Here is a 20,076-nt window from a genome sequence, read left to right on the forward strand (position 1 = left end):
ATGCTATAATTACTACTGCTATTAGTGAATAGATGCATGATAATGTTATAAGCTTGGTAAAACCCGAATAAAATCCAATCACCAAGCAACATACTGCAAAAAAAGATACTGTTTGGAAGATTTGCTTATGAGACATTCTAAACCATGTTAATGCAAAAGCATAGAATAAGGCTGTGCTAATAAAGAGAATGACATCAATAACTATAATTACCACCAACCCTTAACAGTAATGTTAACATTAATCTTACCATCATACTTACCATCTAACCAGTCCATTCCAGCAGCTAATAGACCTCCTACTGATGCTAAATCTGAAAACCTTTCTATCTTACCTAATATATTAAATACACCGCTAACAGACGTGGTCAAGAATGACATGCCCACTCTTTTAACGTACTTTATAATAGCTTCTCTAACGTAAACTCTTTGATTGAGTAAAAGTTTCATAGCTTTGGCAAAGCTCATTGCACCTGCTCCAATACCAATTAATGTGAGAGCAATGTCAATAATGTTTGCTACAGTTTTAGTATTAATTTTGAATTTTATAGTGAAATAGCCGCTAGGATCCACATTATTTATCGGATCATTTTCACAATAAGTATACTGATTTTGGCTAGCGGGTCTATCCTCGAATCCCTTAAATCTATCCTTTGTAGTAAAGCGGCCAATCTCAGGATCATAATATCTGCTTTTTAAAAAGTAATATCCAGTTTCTTTGTCATAAACGTAACCGAATTGGCCAGCATACCCATACATACTGTCAATTTCCGCGGTCTTGTCAATTAAGTTCCCCCAAACATCATATTCATATGTTGAAACAACATGGTCCTTTGAGTCTGTTAAGGCAATAACGTCTCCATGACCATTGTATTGGTAGTTGTATACCTTTCCATTCATTGTAACACTAATCGGGCTTCCTTTGTCATCGTACACATAGTACGCTAAAACGTTATCTGACTCATCGATTTCTTTGCTTATTTGCTCACCGTCATAAACGTACTTCGTTACAACACCGTTTACAGTCTTACTAATCCGCTTGTTGTCACCATCATATGCATATTCTAAAACGTCACCATTCGGCTTAATTACCTTGGTTAGCTGATTATTAGAATTATACTCATATGAAGCTGTTCCACTTTTATCCGTTTTAGTTAAAATATTTCCGTTGGCATCGTAACTATACGAAATGGTACTGCCGTCGGGGTATATGATTTTTTTCAATTCATTATTATCGTTATCATACGTATAGACAGTAGTAGATGTTACACCATTTTCTGTATTCGATTCTGATATCCGATTTCCAACCCCATCATAGGTATATTCTGTAATTTTCCCAACAGGGTCCGTAATCTTTGTTAGTCGGTTTTGACCGTCATATTCATATGATGTGATCCCTTTATTATCCGTTGCAGTTATAATTTTACTATTGTCATAGGTATAATGAAAATTAGCAATTGCAACTCCATTAGAATCCAGATTACTGACATCAGTAAGTTCATTTCCTTCATTATAATTGTAATTGATTTTTGCACCATTAGCATAGTTAATGGCTGTTCTATTTTTATTTGCATCATAATTAAATTCAGTAGTCAAGTTGTTGCTATCTTTTATGCTTGTTATATTGCCTTGTGTATACTTATAAGTAAACGATTTTCCATCTACAACTTTTCCGATTAACTGGTTCTCTGCATTATAATTGAATGTTGTTACCGTTCCAGAAGGATCTGTCTGCTTTATTAGATTATTATCCTGGTCATATTCGTAAATGGTCGTACCTGTGGAGTCATCCAAGTTTACTTTATTACCAATAGCATCATAATGATATGAAACCATTTTCCCATCAGGGTTTTTAACCTGAGTTAGTCTATTTAGTTGGTCATAAGTGAAATATGTGACAGTGCCATCCGCTGCAGTTTTACTAAGGACATTGATACTCGTGTCATAGGTTGTCTTTTGTACTTTTTTATCTGGACTTGTTTCAGCAATTACCCTATTTAGTTCATCGTATGTCCATGAAGATACATTACCATTTGCATCTGTTGTTGTCAGCTTGTTTCCAACCTCATCGTAGGTATAGCTGGTAGTCCTTGGATCCATGGTTCTGTCTACCGTAACAGAAAGCATTTTACCCAGGGCATCATAAGTGAAATTTGTTTTATTCCCACTTGCATCGATTTCACTTACTTTGTTGCCTGCCTTGTCGTAAGTCATCTGAGTCTCGTTATTTATAGAGTCTGTTACAGTGAGTAAATTCCCATTAGAATCATAGTTGTACTCAGTAGAATTTCCATTAGCGTCATTCTCCGTACTGACAGTACCATCCGAATTGTAAGTATAGGATTTGGTACCATCTGTAAGTAAATTACCATTTAAATCATAAGAAAAGTTGGTTACATTACCTAATGAGTCGGTTTTTGAAAGGATGTTACTATTTACATCAAAGATGTAAGTGTTTGTATGATTCATAGGGTCAGTTACACTTATCTGATTGCCCATAGAGTCATAAGAAAACTTGGTTACACGGCCTAAGGCATCCGTTTTTGTTAAATTGTTGTTATTAGTATCATATGTGTATGATGTAACATTATTCAGTGCGTCAGTTACAAATTTAATGTTCCAGTTTGCATCATATGCATACTTGGTGATATTTCCCTTTGCATCTGTCTCAGTAAATTCACTATTGGTTCCATCATAGCTATAGGCAGTTTTGTAGTTTAGTGGATCCATAACGGCAGTTAGCTTATTACTGGTATAAGTAAAATTGGTAGTGTTCTCTCTTGCATTTGTAATTGAGAGAAGTTGATGACTTGGATCATAAGTATATGATTCACTGTGATTCAAAGGATCCGTTACTTTTATTAGGTTCCCGTTAGCATCGTAGGTATAGTACCAGTTGCGGCCAATATAGTCCTTTACTGTTGTAAGTTTACCAGTATTTGTATCATAACCAAAGTTTGTAACCCTGTTAGTCGGATCAGCTATACTGATCAACCTATTATTTGTATCAAACTGGTAAACTACTATATTGTCATTTTTATCGAGTTTGGAAATTTTGTTGTTAGTAAGATTAAAAATATACTTAATTCCATTCTTGGATTCGAGTGTAAAGGTGCCATCAGTATTCTTTATGAGAGTGTCGTATTCACCTTTTGGTCTATTGTAACTGCCATATCCATTTTCTGTATAGATATGCTTTGCTCCGTAAGCATCTGTTATCAAAACTGAACCGTCACTGTATAGGCTCAGATCAGGAACTCCGAGTTGCCAACCCCAACCTAAGACACCATTGGTTTTCATTTGACTATTATAGACCCTTGTAAACTCGGTTCCCAAGCCACGACCAGGCAGTTTAATATCTGTATTAGATACAATCAAGTTACCATTTGCCATATTGACTGTACCAATTTGATTTTCGGTTGTTGCTCCATAATCCAGACCAAGACCCTGAGAGAGATTCTGTACTTTAACGTTGATTGAAGTAGAAGCATTGTGCCCCATAGAATCTGAACCTGTTAAGTTTATACTATATTCCCCATCACTTACTTTTGTAGAATCCCAACTCCACGTAGAATTCTTGCCTATTTTTTCGCCAAGTATAATTGAATTATTCGTACCGTATTTGGTGACTGATACATTCATTTTTTCCATATCAGAATTACCAGCTATATTGACTGTACCGCTGACCGTTTCATTTTTACTAGGACTATCGATAGAAGCAGTACCGCTTGCATCTGGGATGACTGTAGAGTAATAAGAATTAGAAAAAATGCTTTCTCCTTTTGCATTGTATGCACTTAGTCTGAAATAATAGGTCTTGCTGTTTGCGTATCCTGTGCCCATTTTGGCATACATTTTCGAAGGATCTATATCTAATTCCATACCCTTCCCATCATTATGAAGATGCAACATTTCCTGATTCGAAAGAGTTCCGCTTGTAATTTCAGATTGTGTTGGCCAAATTCCTTTGTTTTGTGTGGTCCAAGTGCTAACATCCCCCACATCTATAGATTCATAATAACTTCCATTAAAGACCCAAACTTTATAACCCGTGGCATTAGCAACTTTATCCCAATTAAGTGTTACATATCCCGAATTGCTACCTAATTTATTACTATTTGCTAATCCCCTTGGAGCTGGAGGAACTGGCACATCAGGAATAGTAGGCATTAAGGGGTTTGAATAAATAGTTTCACCAATTGAATTATATGCAGATACTCTAATATAATAATTGGTTGTATTTGCGTAAGTTGTTCCTGCTTTGGCATATACTGTGGCTGGGTTTGAAGCTAGTTCAGCACCTAGACTGTCACTAAGATGCAATTGGTATTTTCCAGCTGTGATTTCTGTAGAAGTCGGCCAATATTTTTTTCCTTTAGTTGACCATGAAGTTACATTGCCTACATCTTTAGATTCATAGTAACTTCCATTGAAAATCCATATTTTATATCCAGTTGCACCCGGTATAGGCTTCCAATTAAAGTCAATATAACCAGTGCCGTTTCCGTTATTAAAACTTGTTCCAGTTGGTACGTCAGGCTGAGCTAAATTCGGTATTGTTGGCATAAATTCACTAGAGATACTACTTTCCCCTTGTAAGAATACAGCGCTTACCCTAAACCAATAATTTTTATATGAAGAATAGGTTCCGCCTGAGTTCTTGTAAACACTAGAAGGATCTAATGGTAGTTCTGCACCCAATTTATCCTGGTGTAAGTCATATTTACCTGAATTGATTTCAGAAGAAGTTGGCCATACTTTTTGGCCATTTGTAGACCAGGATGATACATTCCCTACGTTAAAAGACTCGTAAGCAGTTCCATTGAAAATCCAGACCTTATAACCGGTTGCCCCCACTACAGGTTGCCAAGATAAATTCACATAGCCAGTTCCATTTCCATTACTAAAAACCTTTCCTGTCGGTGCCTGAGGCGTTGGAATTGTGTAATCAACTGATAGGTAAGGTTTTAGTGTAGAATTAGTAGTTGAAACAACCTTTTTCCAATAGGTTTGGCCGTTGCCGTTTGTATGGAGTTTAAAACCATAATTTGGTTTGGTTCCATCAACCCAAGCTTTTACTGTACTAGTTACATCAAAATTTGCCCATTGATCACGCATAACATTAACTGATGAAATATTAGTTGAAGCGGGTTTATTATTCCATGTCATTGTTCCAGCAGACCAAGAACTATTGACCGAATCAAGCCATAAACCATTCGCGGTAGTTGCATAATATGAATGTGTCACATAAGCATGAAAATCAGCGTTTGTTATAATCATATTATCCAAGCTTGATAGACTTTGGTTAAGATATCCATAACAAGTACCAGTTGTACCGTCATAATATCCTGTTTTTAATACATATTGACCTTGAGCTGAGTCCCATTTGTCAGTGGAAGTACTGTAATTTACACTAGGGTATGCGCTCATAACAAAAGTATCAGTCATTGTATTAATACTTGTAGATGGATCAATATATACTGGATATACCCTGCTCGGGTCTTTTAACCAATTTTGATCTGCAACTATTGTTAAATTATAACCATCTGTAACTTTTTTTAGATCGTATTTTACATCCTCTGATGTTGCAACTTCTCCAGAATGGTCATCATAATTAGAGTCAGCCATAAATGGCTTTGGTAAATTAAAAACCTTTTCATCTGTACCATTTACATAAAAATCAATAGATTTATCTTTTTGAATTTTTGCTTCAAGATCAGTGGTTATATGAAATTTAAATGTGTTATACCCTTTGTATGACCTTAACACAAGATCTTCTTTGTTATTTTGGTCGAACGTGATATTTCGAAAATCTATATCTGGAAAAACTTTTTTATAAATGACTTCGTGTCCTTTAATTTTAAAATTCGCAGGACCATCAACAGTAGAAACAGTTTTAGATTCTCCTGAAGCCTCAATTAATGAATATCCTACCTCATGTCCGTTAAAATCAAAATTGGCATATTCACCATTTTTCATATGCTTGTTAAATGAAGCAGTTAAAATAGCATTTTCCGTTTTTACTTTAGTCTCATCTGAAGAATCTATTAAGCTTGAAGAAATTTCCTCCCACTCATCTTTTCCTTTAACTTTTTTATTAATAGGCTGAGAGTAGATTTTTTTTGTAAAAGTTCCATCTCCGTTATAAAAAACCTTACTAAAAGCGTCTCTTTCCTTTACAACTTCTCCTATTGGTAGGTCATATATTGCTTTAGGTGCTCCAACTTCTTGGTTTGCACTTTGATCTTGTGCTTTTTGTTGACTTTTCTCTTCTGCCCATCCATTTTGTGGTACACTACAAAAAATTAATAGAAAAACTAGTAACGATGCTAAATTCTTTTTTACTCTTGCCAAAAAATCACCTCTTTTTTAATTTTGATTACGATATAATTTAGAAACTGAATTCACCTCCTTTATTTTATTATTTGATAAAAAACGATTAGTTCTTTATCGAGAACATGTTATTAAATATAAAAATAACCCCGATACTTTTTTTCTACTCTTTAATTATTTTGATTAATTATATTTAGGTATGTAGGGATTATGATTTGGGGGAATTTACTATTCACAATAAATGTTTTTCTCACTTTACAGCCTATTAATTAATAAAAACACCTAAAAAATGGCTTAGTAGAGGGAATCTGTGATTAATTCAACTTGGGGTAAATTATGTAATCAACAGATATTTTTTCTATTTATAAATTAATACAATTATTAACCTCTAAATCTATGATAACTAGTGTAATGCCATCTTCTCCATATCCTTTAAAGCGATTACCTGATCATACAATATAGAGTTGCACCAAAAACTCAAGCTGAATTTTTTTGAGGTTGTTTTTCTAAATTTGTGAATTGAGTATAAGAAACTTTACAAAAAATCTTGATTAAGGACAAAACTTATTATAATAGTTAGTTATTATAAAAACTACTATAGTTTTCCAATAAATACTATTTTTTCCTTTCGGTTTTCTTAATACATTATTAAGGTTTTCTTAATAATTCGCTATATTTATTAATGTTTGATAACCTATACCGTTAATAATTCAAAGCTAATGATTAACTTCATAATTGAATCATTACAAAACTTATCTGAATGAAACAGTGGTCTTACTACTATAATTAGAAGTTCATAATTAAGAATTAACATCTTTATAAAAAGGAGTGGTTAAAATGGCAGAAACAAGAACGTACGGTTATTGTCGTGTATCAACTAAGGACCAAAATATCGAAAAGTACATTAACCAATTAATTCCTTATGGCATTTCAGAAGAATTCATTTATCACGAAAAAATCACTGGTAAATCAAAAGCATGTGAAAGAGAACAACTCAAAGAGTTAATGAAGCATTTACGAAAAGGTGACACGATTGTTATAGAGTCATTAACACGTTTAGGGAGGTCTACAAAAGACTTAATTGAAGTATCTGAAATGTTAGAGGGCAAAGGGGTTCAGCTTAAATCAATAAAAGAAAATATTGATACTACTACTTTAACTGGTAAAGCAATGTTTGGAATGTTAGCTGTAAAGGCACAATTTGAAAGAGATTTAATTAGTGAACGTACTAAGTTTGGTTTAGAAGCGGCAATATCAAGAGGTAAAAAAGGTGGAAGAAAGAAAACAGATGAGGCTGCATTGAAGAAAGCAAAGAAGCTTTACGACGCTAAAACGTTAACAGTAGCAGAAATATGTGAAACGACAGGCGTATCAAGAACGGTCCTATACGACTATTTAAGAGAAAGTAAATAGAATTATGATTTGGTGGGTGAGGTGCTGTATATAGCATTCATCATTTTATAACTTTAGTTAAACGTTTTCAAGTAACAGTCTGGGAAACCCATTTGAGTAATGAAACTTATAAGCCAGAACAACTCGAAATATGGTTTTATGAAGAACTTTTACTAAATTAAATAATGTACTTAGAGTTTTCCTATCATTCATATATATGAATTGTATAATTATGTTTTGGTTGACCTACAAAAGGATCTCAAATAAGAGCTTACAGTCGAGTTTAAGGTATCCTATTATATTTATTTAACACTTTACTATTAATTTTAAAAAGACCAGCTATAAAATAGGTGGTCTTTACTTTGCTGAATCCCAATACTAGAGAAAATTGTAACCACCAACAGTTGCAGAATTAATTGTTGGAGCAACTCTGTCAAATAATTCAACTTCTTTAACGATTAGGTTTAATTTAAGATTGTGGCATCCTATCTTATACCATGTAAAAAGACACTCACATTGAATTCCGTATTAAATAAAATATATATAATAAATCATTTTCGGGAAATCTTTCTTCAGTACATTCTATTGCCAAATCTATTTTTACTTTGTCTTTTTGGTATCGCCTTATTTCTTCTATTATTTACTTGGGTACTCTCTTGACGTTTTATTATTTCAAGCTTCCCTTCAATCATTTGCACTGACAATCCTTTAGATCTTAGATATTTAATACCTCTGTTTACTCTATACAATTTTCTATTTAGATCACTGTTTACTTCTGATATTACATTAGAATCAGTACTAATAGGTTTATTTACTGAACTATGTTCAGCAGAAATTTTTAGGATACCATTTTCCACTGCAACAGCAAGTCCTCTTGTTCGAAAATCACTAATATAACCATTTAATTTTCTAACTTCTTTGCCAGTTCTGTAATTTCGTATAGCTGCAGGTCTTCTATGTCCCTTATAATTTGTAGGTGGTATTATAACCTTTTCATCTACAACCATCTTCCGATAATCATACTCTTTATTCTCAAGAAGGTTTTTAATATCAGTAATGTATTCTTTAATTTTTCTTTCATTAAATATGCTCTCCAAGAAAAGAGAAATTTCTCTCATATCTTTTAATACATTGTCCCCTTCATGTGTTGTTAAGTAATATGTCCATCCAATGTCTGTATACAGGGCGCTTATAGAAAAAAGATTAAAATCTGTTTTTAAAAATTCCTCATGATAAATATTTACCATTAATAAAAAGTCGTAATAACCTTTTTCATTTTCATTCGAGAAGAGTTTTATCAGATAATTGTAAGGTGATGGAAGTTTCGAATTAAAATCAGAAATTTTATTAACTATATATTCGACCGTAGAATCTTTTAATAACTCTTCTGAGTCAATACTTATTATTTTCAAGTTAATTCTCCCCTTTTTGTCAAATTTCAAATGAATAAAGAATTGGTAAATGATCAGAATATATTACTTTGTCAGGTTTTCCTTCTTCATTTAATAAATTTGGTACTTCTTCACCTGCACTTGAAATAATTTTGAATCCGCGATTATTTTCAACTAATTCAGGCCTAATGATCACTTGATCAAGTATATTCCAGTAAGGAAGGTAGGTTCCATATCTTTCTTCAAAAAAATATGTACCGGGAGGTGAAATATCATTTCCTATATTTGAATATCCTTCCCAGGACGGGTTATAAAAATAACGCTTTTTTTCTCCACCAATATCTCTTATACCTGCTAAAGCTGTGTTTTTACACATTGTTGCATGTAATCCAAAAAAGTCAATCATACCCGGTTCATATGGATTCATATTTAAATCTCCAATAACAATCGTTTTATCAATTTTATGTTCTTTTTCGTAATGTTCAATAACTTTTAGTGCTAACATAGCAAAACCCTTCCGAGATTGTTGATCTGACATAGAAGCTATTGAAAATAAATGAACGCCTACAATTAATATTTTTTGTCCATTCAATGTATAAATTAGTGAGGTTGAACGGTCAAATTGACTATATTCACTAAAATCAGTTATCTTCTTCACCATTTCGTGCTTTTGTGTCTCAAAACGATCAAAAATTTTCACCTTACTTTGAGGAGTTGTTCTTAAAGAAAATCCAAGTTTTCCTAACTCTTCTTTATACAGAGGTACATCGGCTTTTTTCAACTCTCCTAACACCAAAAAGTCTAAATCATAAAAATCAGCAATCTTTTTTACGGGGATACTTAAATCCTTATTTAAAACATTCCAGAATAACATTTTATATACTCTGGTAGAATTATCAGCATTTAAAGTAATCCGCTTTTGAGTCCCCTTATTTCTAGTAAGTGTAGTTTTAGTCATAACAGCCTCCCATTATATAATTCTATCTATAAATTAGTAATATCTTTTAATAATTAAGAAGGAAACCAAATACGGCCAGTCCAATCAAGTGCTACTTACCATCGGTTCCTGCTCACCGACTGTGAATTTTAATTTAATCCAACTCCATCCTTATCTGTATTATTTTACCATATACTCATAATTTAATAGTGAAGATTAAATAACTTACATGTCCGTTTGATTATTAATTAATAAATTTTTATTCCATTAATTGATTTTCCTCTATATGTTTTTTGTTTAATTTTTAGCTTTTTCATCACATATTTCTTTCTCTAAAACCAGTGTTCCAGAACTATACTTACAATCAACCCTAAAAAAAATAGACTACTGAAGCAGCCCAAATTTGTTAAAGTAGTCGAGTTAATAAAACTAAACTAGATAACTTATTTTTATAGTTAATAATACTTATAGATTTAGCTTGTTCATAGTCTGTAAGTGTTTTATAAAATATTTGTTCATATTTTGTTTGAAGTTTTTCATCCCACTGTTTCAATTTTCATCCATTTCCCCTTTTTTTTATCAATCCATTGTAGAGTATTAACACTCATAAATGTATTTTATATATTTGGTAAACATTTACATTAATTACATTGGAATTATTATTGTGCATCACATCCATTTAATATTTTATTTTTAATTCTTTCGCACATTTGAACTAATGCATGTATTAAAACTTGCGATCGTTCTTTTGAGTAAAAATCACATTTTGTAATTCTATGAGCAACGTTATTTCTTATATTTTCCGATGAAGTATCACTATTTAATAAGTATTCTAAATAGGTTACGAAATCTTCTGTAAGTACTTCTTTTACTTTGTTATTCTTCAATATAGTAGTTAGATTTACAGTTGTATGTACCAGTGTATCTGTATTTTTAGCCTGAATGTCTGTTCCTTCTATTTCAAAATACAATTGTCTAAGTATAGACTCAAAACTTGGTACAATTACACAAATAAATGATATCCAACGACCACTTGCATAATCAACTAACGCTTCACTTATAAACTTTAATTCGTCTTCAGTTACTAAGGGACATTTTTGAAAACATATAATTAGTTCTTCTATTGAAAAATCCTTAGAATTTTCCAAAGCTGCTAATGCGGGTAAAATAGTTGTAACTTTGTGCATTGAATATGCCAACTCCTTAGCTTTTAATAATGCGTCGTTTCCATTTGAAATTACTTTATTTTGATCAAGGGTAACAACTGATGCAAATTGCATGAAAACTGATTTATTAAATTCAGCCGCAGTTCTATCAATATCTTTTAATATAGGTACTGGCTTATACAATATAACATTCATATTTGTTTCTTCTTCTTTGATGGTTATAAATTTGGATAAATAAGTTATTCTATCCTGAATTTTAATTTCAGAATTTGAAAATAATTCATTAATAAGTCGAATATTTTCATTTATAGCATCATTTATTTCAGTTGATAAAACAAACTCTGTTTCATTCCAATCAGAACTATCAGATTCTAAGCATTTACTAATCATTGATAAACACTTATTTTCCTCTTCACTATCTTTTAGTAATTTGTACATGCTTGCTGCCTTTTGTGCAAAGTGTATTACCCTTATATCTGAATTATCATCCTTTACTTGTTTCATATAAGATTCAGCTAGTCTACGTTGGATCACAAGTCGTTCAACAGGAAAACGTTTAGATTTACTGGAATCTTCGAGTAACTGCTCAATTGGTAGATAATTGCCAATGTTAGCAGATTCTATCAACTGTTCATTTAAGAGTTCAACGAACTCATTTTCCCTCTCTTTATTATTTATAAAAGCAGTTAATCTTATAGCATGTGAAAATATACAATTAGGGTAAAGTTTTAAGTAATTCAATATTGAAGTCCATACATCATCTTTTCTTATGTCCATAGATCCACTAACTTCTAAAAGTGTGTTAATACTTTGGTTAATAAAATATTTATCAACCGCATCTTTAATTATTTCTCTTATGTTGGCTAGAAACCAATCGACGTATCCCTTTGCATGGATATATTTCTTTTTTGAGTTTTTAATTAGAAAAATATAATATCTTACTTTAGTTTTAATAAACGAACATTCTTCTAAACTCTTACTTGCATAATCAATTATGTCTTTGTCTATAGATTGTTCCCTAAAGTCTATTAAATCATTTTGAATAATTAACTCAAAGTCAATATATTTATAGCCAAGGTCGTTAAATTTTGAACCAAAATATGAAAAAACTCCTTCATTCACCAAATATTGTTCCAATTGTTTTTCAAAGTTTAAGAAATTCATATTGTATCCCCAATTTCAAATGTAAAATATTATTAAGTATTCCATTTATGTTTAGTATGGTTTATAGTTTGTAGCCAATTTAATAGTTTTAAAAAATTAAAATTCATTTATATACTATCAAAAATATACCTTTATTAAAATATTATTTAAGTCAGTAAAGTGGATATTCATCGAGAGGAGAATATGGCAATAAATACTATTTGATTTTTGTGATTAAAAAATACCTGAAATACTTTGTAACGAATGATGAATAGTATAAAAAAAGTTTCGGTATAATTGTTTAATTTCTGCTAACTTATTATAGGATAATGCAAAAGCCAACTATTGATAAGTAGTTGGCTTTTGGCTATACATATTATATTTATTTATCTATTTCATTACGATTTTATCTCAACTCATCATTTAAAGGTACAATTATTTCATCAAGTGTCTTTTTCCACTGGCGCTTCATCTCAGGTCCATATTTCAACGGCTTTGCATCTGGATGTACGGCTTTATACTTATCAAATTGCTTGCTATTGATAATTCCACCAATATTCGGAATAGGCTCTGTTCCTAGTTCATATTGAATAGAAGATGTATGCAGTTCTCCTTCATCCACAAACCAAGTATTAGCAAATTTTTCAATTGCTTTATTATAGGATTTAGTGAAAAATCGTCGCTTCACTACAAGAATATCTTCATCAGAATCTATTTCTTTGGTATCAATAGCGTTTAAAATCGCGCGGTACACGTCTTTAACAATTTCTGATTTCTTCAGTTTTTGAAGTGCTTTTTCGATTTCTTCACGGGTATTCTGATTATTGGCTGAGTACGTTCCTAATAGTCGATCAATATAGGTTGAGTCAATATCATAGATCTTAATCGTATTTTCTCCATAGAATTCAATGTTTGAGAAATCAGGACCCGTTCCATCTTGCCCCCCTTCATCTATTAGTGAACCTTTAACCGTGTTGTATAACCCAATATATTTTTCTAAGGTAATCACTTGTTCTTGAAGTGCTATTGATTTTTCTATATCATCGTTGTAATCATCATATGTAACTAAGGCTTCGTATGCATTATTTAGCCCTTGGAAAGCTTTCACAAATTCAATCCTTATTTCAAGTGGTGAGTGCTCGTTAATATCGGTTGGATTTGGAACTAACGTTGTTAGGGCTTTGTGAGCCTTTTTGAAACGTTTCTTCGATTCATCATAAGTTGGATAAACAAGATTAGATTCCTCTTGTGCTTCAGAATATAACTTCGTAGCATCTATTACGTTTAGTTCCATTATCGAAGGTTTCCGGAATGTCACAATCAATCCTTTTGTCTTACCTGGATAGGTACGATTGGTTCGAGAAAAGGCTTGAATCAAATTGGCATAACTTAAATTACGATCCACAAATAACGTTTGGATCGTTGGTGCATCGAATCCAGTCAATAAGCGGTCAACCACAATGACTAAGTCAATTTGTTTTCCAAATTCTTTGAACTCTGCTTTCTTACGGGCTAGGCGATTATTGATATCGCCGTTATACCGTTCAATATCTTCTATCGACCAAGCAGTGTGATAATAATCGTTATAGTCCTTGATAATTTCTTTCATTTCATCTTGAATTTGTTTGGAATTATCTTCGTTTTCTTGGATCGAATAGGTAATGGCAATCCGTGGGAAATCTGAATCTTCAATCATACGCCCTGTTCGAATTGGTTGTCCAGCAAATTCTTTGGTCAACCATTCTGGATCTCTGGTCATTTTCTTGATTGCCTGATAGTAGCGTTTCGCCATATCAATGGAACTTGTTGTTAAAATGGCAGACTTTTGTGGGCGACCATTTTGGAAATCAAATTTGATATAGGCATTATCTGGTCGTAAAATCTTATGAATGACTTTTTGTATGTGATTATCATTTTCGAAAGAAGATGGTTCAAGATATAATTCCTTTTCTATTCCATCCATTTGATCAATAATATCGTTTATTTCATTATCACAAAAATTGGCATAATTTTCATTTTGACGAAGTTGATCAAATATATAGTTATTTAATGATGTTGGTTCAATAGTATCTTCGTGCTCTACTTGGAAACCTAAAACAGCTCCATCATCTAATGCGTTCTTAATGGTATAGGTGTGCAAGACTTCTCCATATTGATCAGAAGTGGTGCGAGCTAATCGACCTTTAGCTTGTTTCTTATTTACATCAAATATCGGTGTACCAGTAAATCCAAACCATGTGGAGTTTGGAAAAAACCCCTTAATTGCTCCCATCCCTTCTGCACTTAACGCACGATGACATTCATCAACGACAAAGACAATATGTTGTGCTAATAATTTCTTAAATCGCTGAGTGCCTTTTTGCTCTTCTAGTTTTTGAGCATGTCGTAGGGCCGCTTCCAATTTTTGACGTGTGGTAATAATAACTGTATTGGAATTGGCATCTGAAAGTAAAGCATTACTTAACTCAGTTGCACTACCGGTTCCGATAATCAAGCTATTAGACTTGGCATTACCAGAAGAAATACCAGTATTAAACTCGGAAGCAAATTTGGTAAATTCAGTGGTAGTTTGATTGTCCAAGTCTTTTCGATCAATCAGCATAATTGTACGATCTACACCTGGTTTACGAGCTAATAACTTTGTAGAAACAAAACTTGTCAACGTTTTTCCTGAACCAGTCGCATGCCAAACATAACCTGATTCATGCTTCATAGCAGATGTAAACAAAGCTTCAATAGCATGAATTTGGTACGGTTTTAACACAATTAATGATTTGTTGTCTTGGTCCTCGCTCACAATCGTATAGTGGGCAACCAAACGGTGGGCATCCGGAATATTTAAGGCTTGTTTGACAAATTCATAGAGATTTTCTACTTTTCGATTATCTGTTGTTCGCCAACTAAAGAGAAATTTTTTATGCATGTCTTTTGGCATCACATTGGCAAAATAGCGAGTCGTTTGTTCATTGGAAATAACAAATAATTGAAGAGTGGAAAAGATATTATTTCTAAACATCCCTTCTTCTGCGTATTTCTTGATTTGATTATATGCTTGGAATACACCATCTTTTGCTCTGACCTGTTTCAATTCAATTTGAACAATTGGTAGCCCATTAATTAAAAGTGTCACGTCGAATCGACGATCACGCCCATCAACATTTGCCCTTTGTTTCGCAATTTGATGAACCACTTCGTATGTTGAAATTCCGCCACCTATGTCTTGATTGGAATACAATACTAACGACATTGACCCTAAGGAAACATCTTCACGTTCAATTGTAATTCGTGAGATTCCATTCTCCCCTTTAAGCCATCTAGCAGCATCAAAGGGTGTCTTTGTTTTCAATAATAGTTCTGTTTTAATATTGTCAAATTCTTTATCAGAAATTGGATGTTCCCCAATTTCTGATAAGTTATTTTGCGTAATCTTTTGACGTAAGTTCTTCCATAGATCTTCTTCTGATTTTAAATCTGGACGATAATTCCACTGATTATGCCCTTCCCCTAGCACTTTAATCAAGCGAAGTTCCACTTCAACTTCATCATTATGTGGTAGCTTTGTCATGTTTCTCCCTCTCTTCTATTTGCTTAAGCAAACATCTTTTGTAGGAATGCTTTTTTCGTTTCTTTCAAGGAATCCAATTCACGTTGACGAAGAGAGATAGTTTCGTCTAATTGTTTGAAAAATTTACCGATTTTACGTTGTTCTGGACTTGATGGTATTAAAGCTCCGATGTTCAAAAAATCAGTCTCATGAATTCTCCATTGACCATAAACAACACCTTGTCTAAATCTCAACATTTTCTTGATGAATTCTTTTCGTTGAATCATCATTCCTATAAAGTCTGATGTTATTCCATCTTTAACATAAAAAATACTGTACACTGGTGAAATCACGGCATTCCCCATATTATTCAATCCAATTGAACCAACATCCAAGTTATTTGAGCTATAAATTAAGTCTCCCTTTTCAGTTTTTTTGTACTTTTTGTTATCAGATTTAACCAAAAACTCTCGGTTGTATCTGTCAGACTTCGGTGTGACTCCTTCGGTTGCTGTAAATGACATCAATTGGTATTCTTCATTTTCAGGCATTTGCTCATTTCTTTCTTCTAATAAATCCCCCAACTTTTGCTTTTCCCAATCCTCAGTAAATCCTGGAAAACGAATTTCCGGAGCAGATTCCCCCTCTTTTGGAAACATTTTTTGTAAGAATCCCTGTTTTGTTTTCTTGAGAGTGATTAGTTCTTGCTGATAAAGAGCGATAGTGCCCTCTAATTGTTTGAAAAAGTTACCGATTTTAGTTTGTTCTTCAATTGAAGGAAACGGAATAGGCATTTCACGAAATAAAGTATCTTTGATAGCAAACCTGTCTGAACGTGCACCTGAATCTCCATTCAACTTCATGAATATATGCCAACTATTGGATGAAAAGTATTTTTCTAAAAATGTTTTCTCAACGTCATGTGTACGGAATACATAATAAAGAGGCGACATTACGCCAGTTCTTCCTAACTTATTTCTGTTAATTGGACCTACTGGAGCGAGATTAGAAATCCTTGGATTGTATACAAAATCATCAGGACCAACGATATAATAACCATCTAAATTCTTTTCGTTTGAAATATCCTTATCAAAAAAATCACGTTGATTGATGATCCCAAACTCAGCTGAATTCGTGAGAGTTTCAGTATAGATATTATTTTTATTCTTCTCAGTTACTTTTTCTGAAATCTCGCCTAACTTACGTTGTTCCCATTCTCCAATAAATCCTGGAAATCGAATTTCAGGTGTATATTTATTTTTCACGATTAAACACCTCTAATGCACCCTTAATCCACGTAGCATTTTGTTGATCAAATTGCAGCGAAGAAATCATTTCATATAGGCTAGATTCTAGTTCCGATTTTTCTTTTCGAAACTCTTGAATTTTTGAGCCAATTGTAGCCATATCAACAACTGCTTCTTCCTCGAAGGTATCCACATATCGAGGGATGTTCAAATTGAAATCATTCTCTTTGATTTCATCAAATGTAGCGACGTGGGCATATTTCTCAACATCTTCTCGCTTCTTGTATGTTTCAACAATCTTATTAATATTTTCTTTGGAAAGTTTATTTTGGTTCTTTCCTTTAAAAAACTCATTACTTGCATCAATAAATAAAACATCACGAGTAGAACGATTTTTCTTCAAGATTATGACTGATGTTGGAATCGATGTCCCAAAGAATAAGTTTGCTGGCATGCCAATTACAGCGTCAATACTGCCATCTTCTAGTAATTTCTTACGAATAACACCTTCTGCAGCTCCACGGAACAGTACCCCATGCGGTAAAACAATTGCCATTGTTCCCGAATCTTTCAAATGATAAAACCCATGTAAAAGAAAAGCAAAGTCTGCTTTTGATTTTGGGGCTAATTTACCGTAACGATTAAAACGAGAATCATCTAAGAAAGTATCATCTGAAGACCAATTTGCAGAGTATGGTGGATTCATAAGGACAGAATCAAAGGTATAAGGCTCATCTGTCGGCCAATCTTTGTTCAATGTATCTCCATTGCGTAAACGCATGTCTTCTTTATCAACACCATGCAAGATCAGATTCATCTTCGCTAGATTATAAGTCGTTGTATTTAGTTCTTGTCCATGATACTTTACACTATCTGGATGTTTAATATAGTTTCGAATATTTAACATCAAGGAACCTGATCCCATGGTTGGGTCAAATACGCTAAACAATTTTTTGTCTTCTTGACCAATTGCGGCAATACGAGCCATCATGTCAGAAACTTCATGAGGTGTATAGAATTCTCCAGCTTTCTTACCAGCTTCTGAGGCAAATTGACCAATCAAATACTCATAGGCATCCCCAATGATATCCCCATTATGTCCCATCACATCAATATCATTTAGTTTCTTCAATACTTCTGTAATGGTAATATTTCGCTGTTGATCATCTGACCCTAGCTTTTTTGATTTCAAATCCACATCATCAAACAATCCATTAAATTGATCATATTTCGTAGACAAATCGATAAAGGCTTTATTCAAGGAATTCAATTGAAACGTGTTTTGTTTAGCTTGATTGGTTAATACATTAAATAAATACTCTAGTTCAATATGATAGCCCAATGTATCCACTAACGTTTCAATCAAATCATTTTTTATATCATCATCTGCTAATGATTCTCTATACAATTGAGTTTGTTTTTCTTGCGTGTTGTATTCTTCATGCGATTCATCTGCTATCTCAACTACTTTTTCTAATAGCTTATCAGATAAGTACTTGTAAAAGATCAATCCTAATAAATAGTTTTTGTATTCTGAAGCATCCATTTTGCTTCGCAAGTTGTCTGCAGCACTAAATAATTTTGAGTTTAATTCAGCCATGTTGCGTTCCTCACTTTTTCTATTATTGGTCTAATTGCTTCAATACTTCTAAATAAAGTTGTTCTTCAAGTTCTAATTGTTTCTTTGCCAAAGCTTGACGTTTTTTCAAAAAGAAATAAGCTTTTCCAATCGTACGTTGTTTATCAATACTTGGTAACTTGATTTCCAACTCCTTCAAAGTCGCCGGAGTTAATTTTGGTACTGTACTCCCTTGCATAGAAATCGCCATTTGCTTTTTCATTGTGTATGATTCATTCAGCGCATAACATAAATAGCTTCTCTCTAATTGATCATTTACAATAATGAGTTTCGCAAAGTTTTGGTTTATAATCTTCCCTTGGTTTAAGTCACTTACTATCCCAGCTTTGGAACTAACAAAGCTGAAAACAACATCTCCTGTACTGCTTAAATAGCCGTCTTTATGAATTGAATTTTCAGTATCAGGAGTTTGTGAGTCTAGAAAAGAGCCATCTAAATCATTCATTAAATCCTCGTACGAATAAGCAACTAAAGTTAGGTCATTTTTCTCGTTACCTCTAGAAAGATTTCTTCCAATTTTAACTGTTATAAAATCTTCTAGTTTCATATCCCGCCCCCCTTTAAAAGTATTTCTTTAAAATTACTTTATTTAGATTACGATTAAATCATATCACCCCGAAAATATCCCGTCAACAATTTATATGTAATTTTTACGAATTACATATAAACTATTAGATTATTATTATGACCCATTATTTCTAGTAAATTTAGAAAAGATGAATAATTTAAGCGTACGTAATCCGTAAAATGTGCATTAGTTTATTGTAGATGTCGATCGTGAATTGTTAGAAGTGAACGGGGTTACTACTGTTAAATAAATAGTTACCTTTTTGGCATTAAATCGCCACTTCTTGAGTACCTTCGTCGTATAACACCGTAATACATAAGGATTCTTCGTATAACGAAAAAAAAGCCGTCCTAATATTGGACGACCTAAAACCCGCTCAATTTGTTATATATTGTAGTGTTTGCCTTCAACCGTTTTAACTTCGCATTTATTTGTGAAGTATACGTAAACTTCGTCCCCTTTTTCGAGGTTCTTGTCACCTTTCGTTACTTGCGACTTTTTAATCGTTAATTCTGATTTATCGCAAAGGGCGTTCTTGTAGTCGAATACCTTGTAACCTTCTGCCGTTACTTCACTGATTGAGTAGCCGTGATTGTCTTTAATATCCGAATCATATGCAACCCCGCTACTTGTTTCCTTGTCACCGTTAGAACACGCCCCTAATGTTAATGCCGTTAAACCTACAATTAATAGTTTCTTCATTTAGTTTCCCCTTTTAA

11 protein-coding genes are annotated in these 20,076 nt (G+C 32.9%); 1 reads left to right on the forward strand and 10 read right to left on the reverse strand.

Translation table 11 applies throughout. The annotated features are described in order from the left end of the window. Positions 1-207: 207 nt before the first annotated feature. The gene (locus COE53_RS12525) at positions 208-6,351 is read right to left on the reverse strand and encodes a DNRLRE domain-containing protein (protein WP_098948146.1); all 6,144 of its coding nucleotides are present in this window, start codon (positions 6,349-6,351) and stop codon (positions 208-210) included. An 816-nt stretch (positions 6,352-7,167) separates the two neighbouring features. Here COE53_RS12525 and COE53_RS12530 point away from each other — a divergent pair. Beyond that, on the forward strand, positions 7,168-7,743 hold the full coding sequence (locus COE53_RS12530) for a recombinase family protein (RefSeq protein ID WP_098948147.1): 576 nt from the start codon (positions 7,168-7,170) through the stop codon (positions 7,741-7,743). 551 nt (positions 7,744-8,294) lie between these two features. On the opposite strand, the gene COE53_RS12535 is transcribed toward COE53_RS12530, so the two are convergent. The 9 genes from COE53_RS12535 to COE53_RS12570 all read right to left on the reverse strand — a co-directional run bounded on the left by COE53_RS12535 (position 8,295) and on the right by COE53_RS12570 (position 20,059). Then, the gene (locus COE53_RS12535) at positions 8,295-9,134 is read right to left on the reverse strand and encodes a hypothetical protein (protein ID WP_098948148.1); all 840 of its coding nucleotides are present in this window, start codon (positions 9,132-9,134) and stop codon (positions 8,295-8,297) included. Positions 9,135-9,153: 19 nt separating this feature from the next. Next, the gene (locus COE53_RS12540) at positions 9,154-10,071 is read right to left on the reverse strand and encodes a hypothetical protein (RefSeq protein ID WP_098948149.1); all 918 of its coding nucleotides are present in this window, start codon (positions 10,069-10,071) and stop codon (positions 9,154-9,156) included. 385 nt (positions 10,072-10,456) lie between these two features. Next, on the reverse strand, positions 10,457-10,603 hold the full coding sequence (locus COE53_RS23975; protein ID WP_180242420.1) for a hypothetical protein: 147 nt from the start codon (positions 10,601-10,603) through the stop codon (positions 10,457-10,459). Positions 10,604-10,709: 106 nt separating this feature from the next. Continuing rightward, a complete protein-coding gene (locus tag COE53_RS12545; protein WP_098948150.1) occupies positions 10,710-12,380 on the reverse strand; it encodes a DUF4209 domain-containing protein in 1,671 nt (556 codons plus the stop codon). Positions 12,381-12,765: 385 nt separating this feature from the next. Beyond that, positions 12,766-15,924: a type I restriction endonuclease subunit R gene (locus tag COE53_RS12550; RefSeq protein ID WP_098948151.1), complete on the reverse strand. Its 3,159-nt coding sequence runs from the start codon at positions 15,922-15,924 to the stop codon at positions 12,766-12,768. A 23-nt stretch (positions 15,925-15,947) separates the two neighbouring features. Then, entirely contained in the window at positions 15,948-17,168 is a 1,221-nt protein-coding gene (locus COE53_RS12555) for a restriction endonuclease subunit S (protein WP_098948152.1), read from the reverse strand. Then, positions 17,158-18,750: a type I restriction-modification system subunit M gene (locus tag COE53_RS12560; protein ID WP_098948153.1), complete on the reverse strand. Its 1,593-nt coding sequence runs from the start codon at positions 18,748-18,750 to the stop codon at positions 17,158-17,160. The genes COE53_RS12555 and COE53_RS12560 overlap by 11 nt, the downstream gene beginning before the upstream one ends. A 22-nt stretch (positions 18,751-18,772) precedes the next feature. Next, positions 18,773-19,336: a restriction endonuclease subunit S gene (locus COE53_RS12565; RefSeq protein WP_098948154.1), complete on the reverse strand. Its 564-nt coding sequence runs from the start codon at positions 19,334-19,336 to the stop codon at positions 18,773-18,775. Positions 19,337-19,741: 405 nt separating this feature from the next. Then, positions 19,742-20,059 carry a hypothetical protein gene (locus COE53_RS12570; RefSeq protein WP_098948155.1) on the reverse strand — a complete coding sequence of 106 codons (318 nt, stop codon included), beginning with the start codon at positions 20,057-20,059 and terminating at the stop codon, positions 19,742-19,744. Positions 20,060-20,076: the final 17 nt, after the last annotated feature.

This window comes from Bacillus sp. AFS029533, from assembly GCF_002585125.1.
Classification (GTDB): domain Bacteria; phylum Bacillota; class Bacilli; order Bacillales; family Bacillaceae_G; genus Gottfriedia; species Gottfriedia luciferensis_B.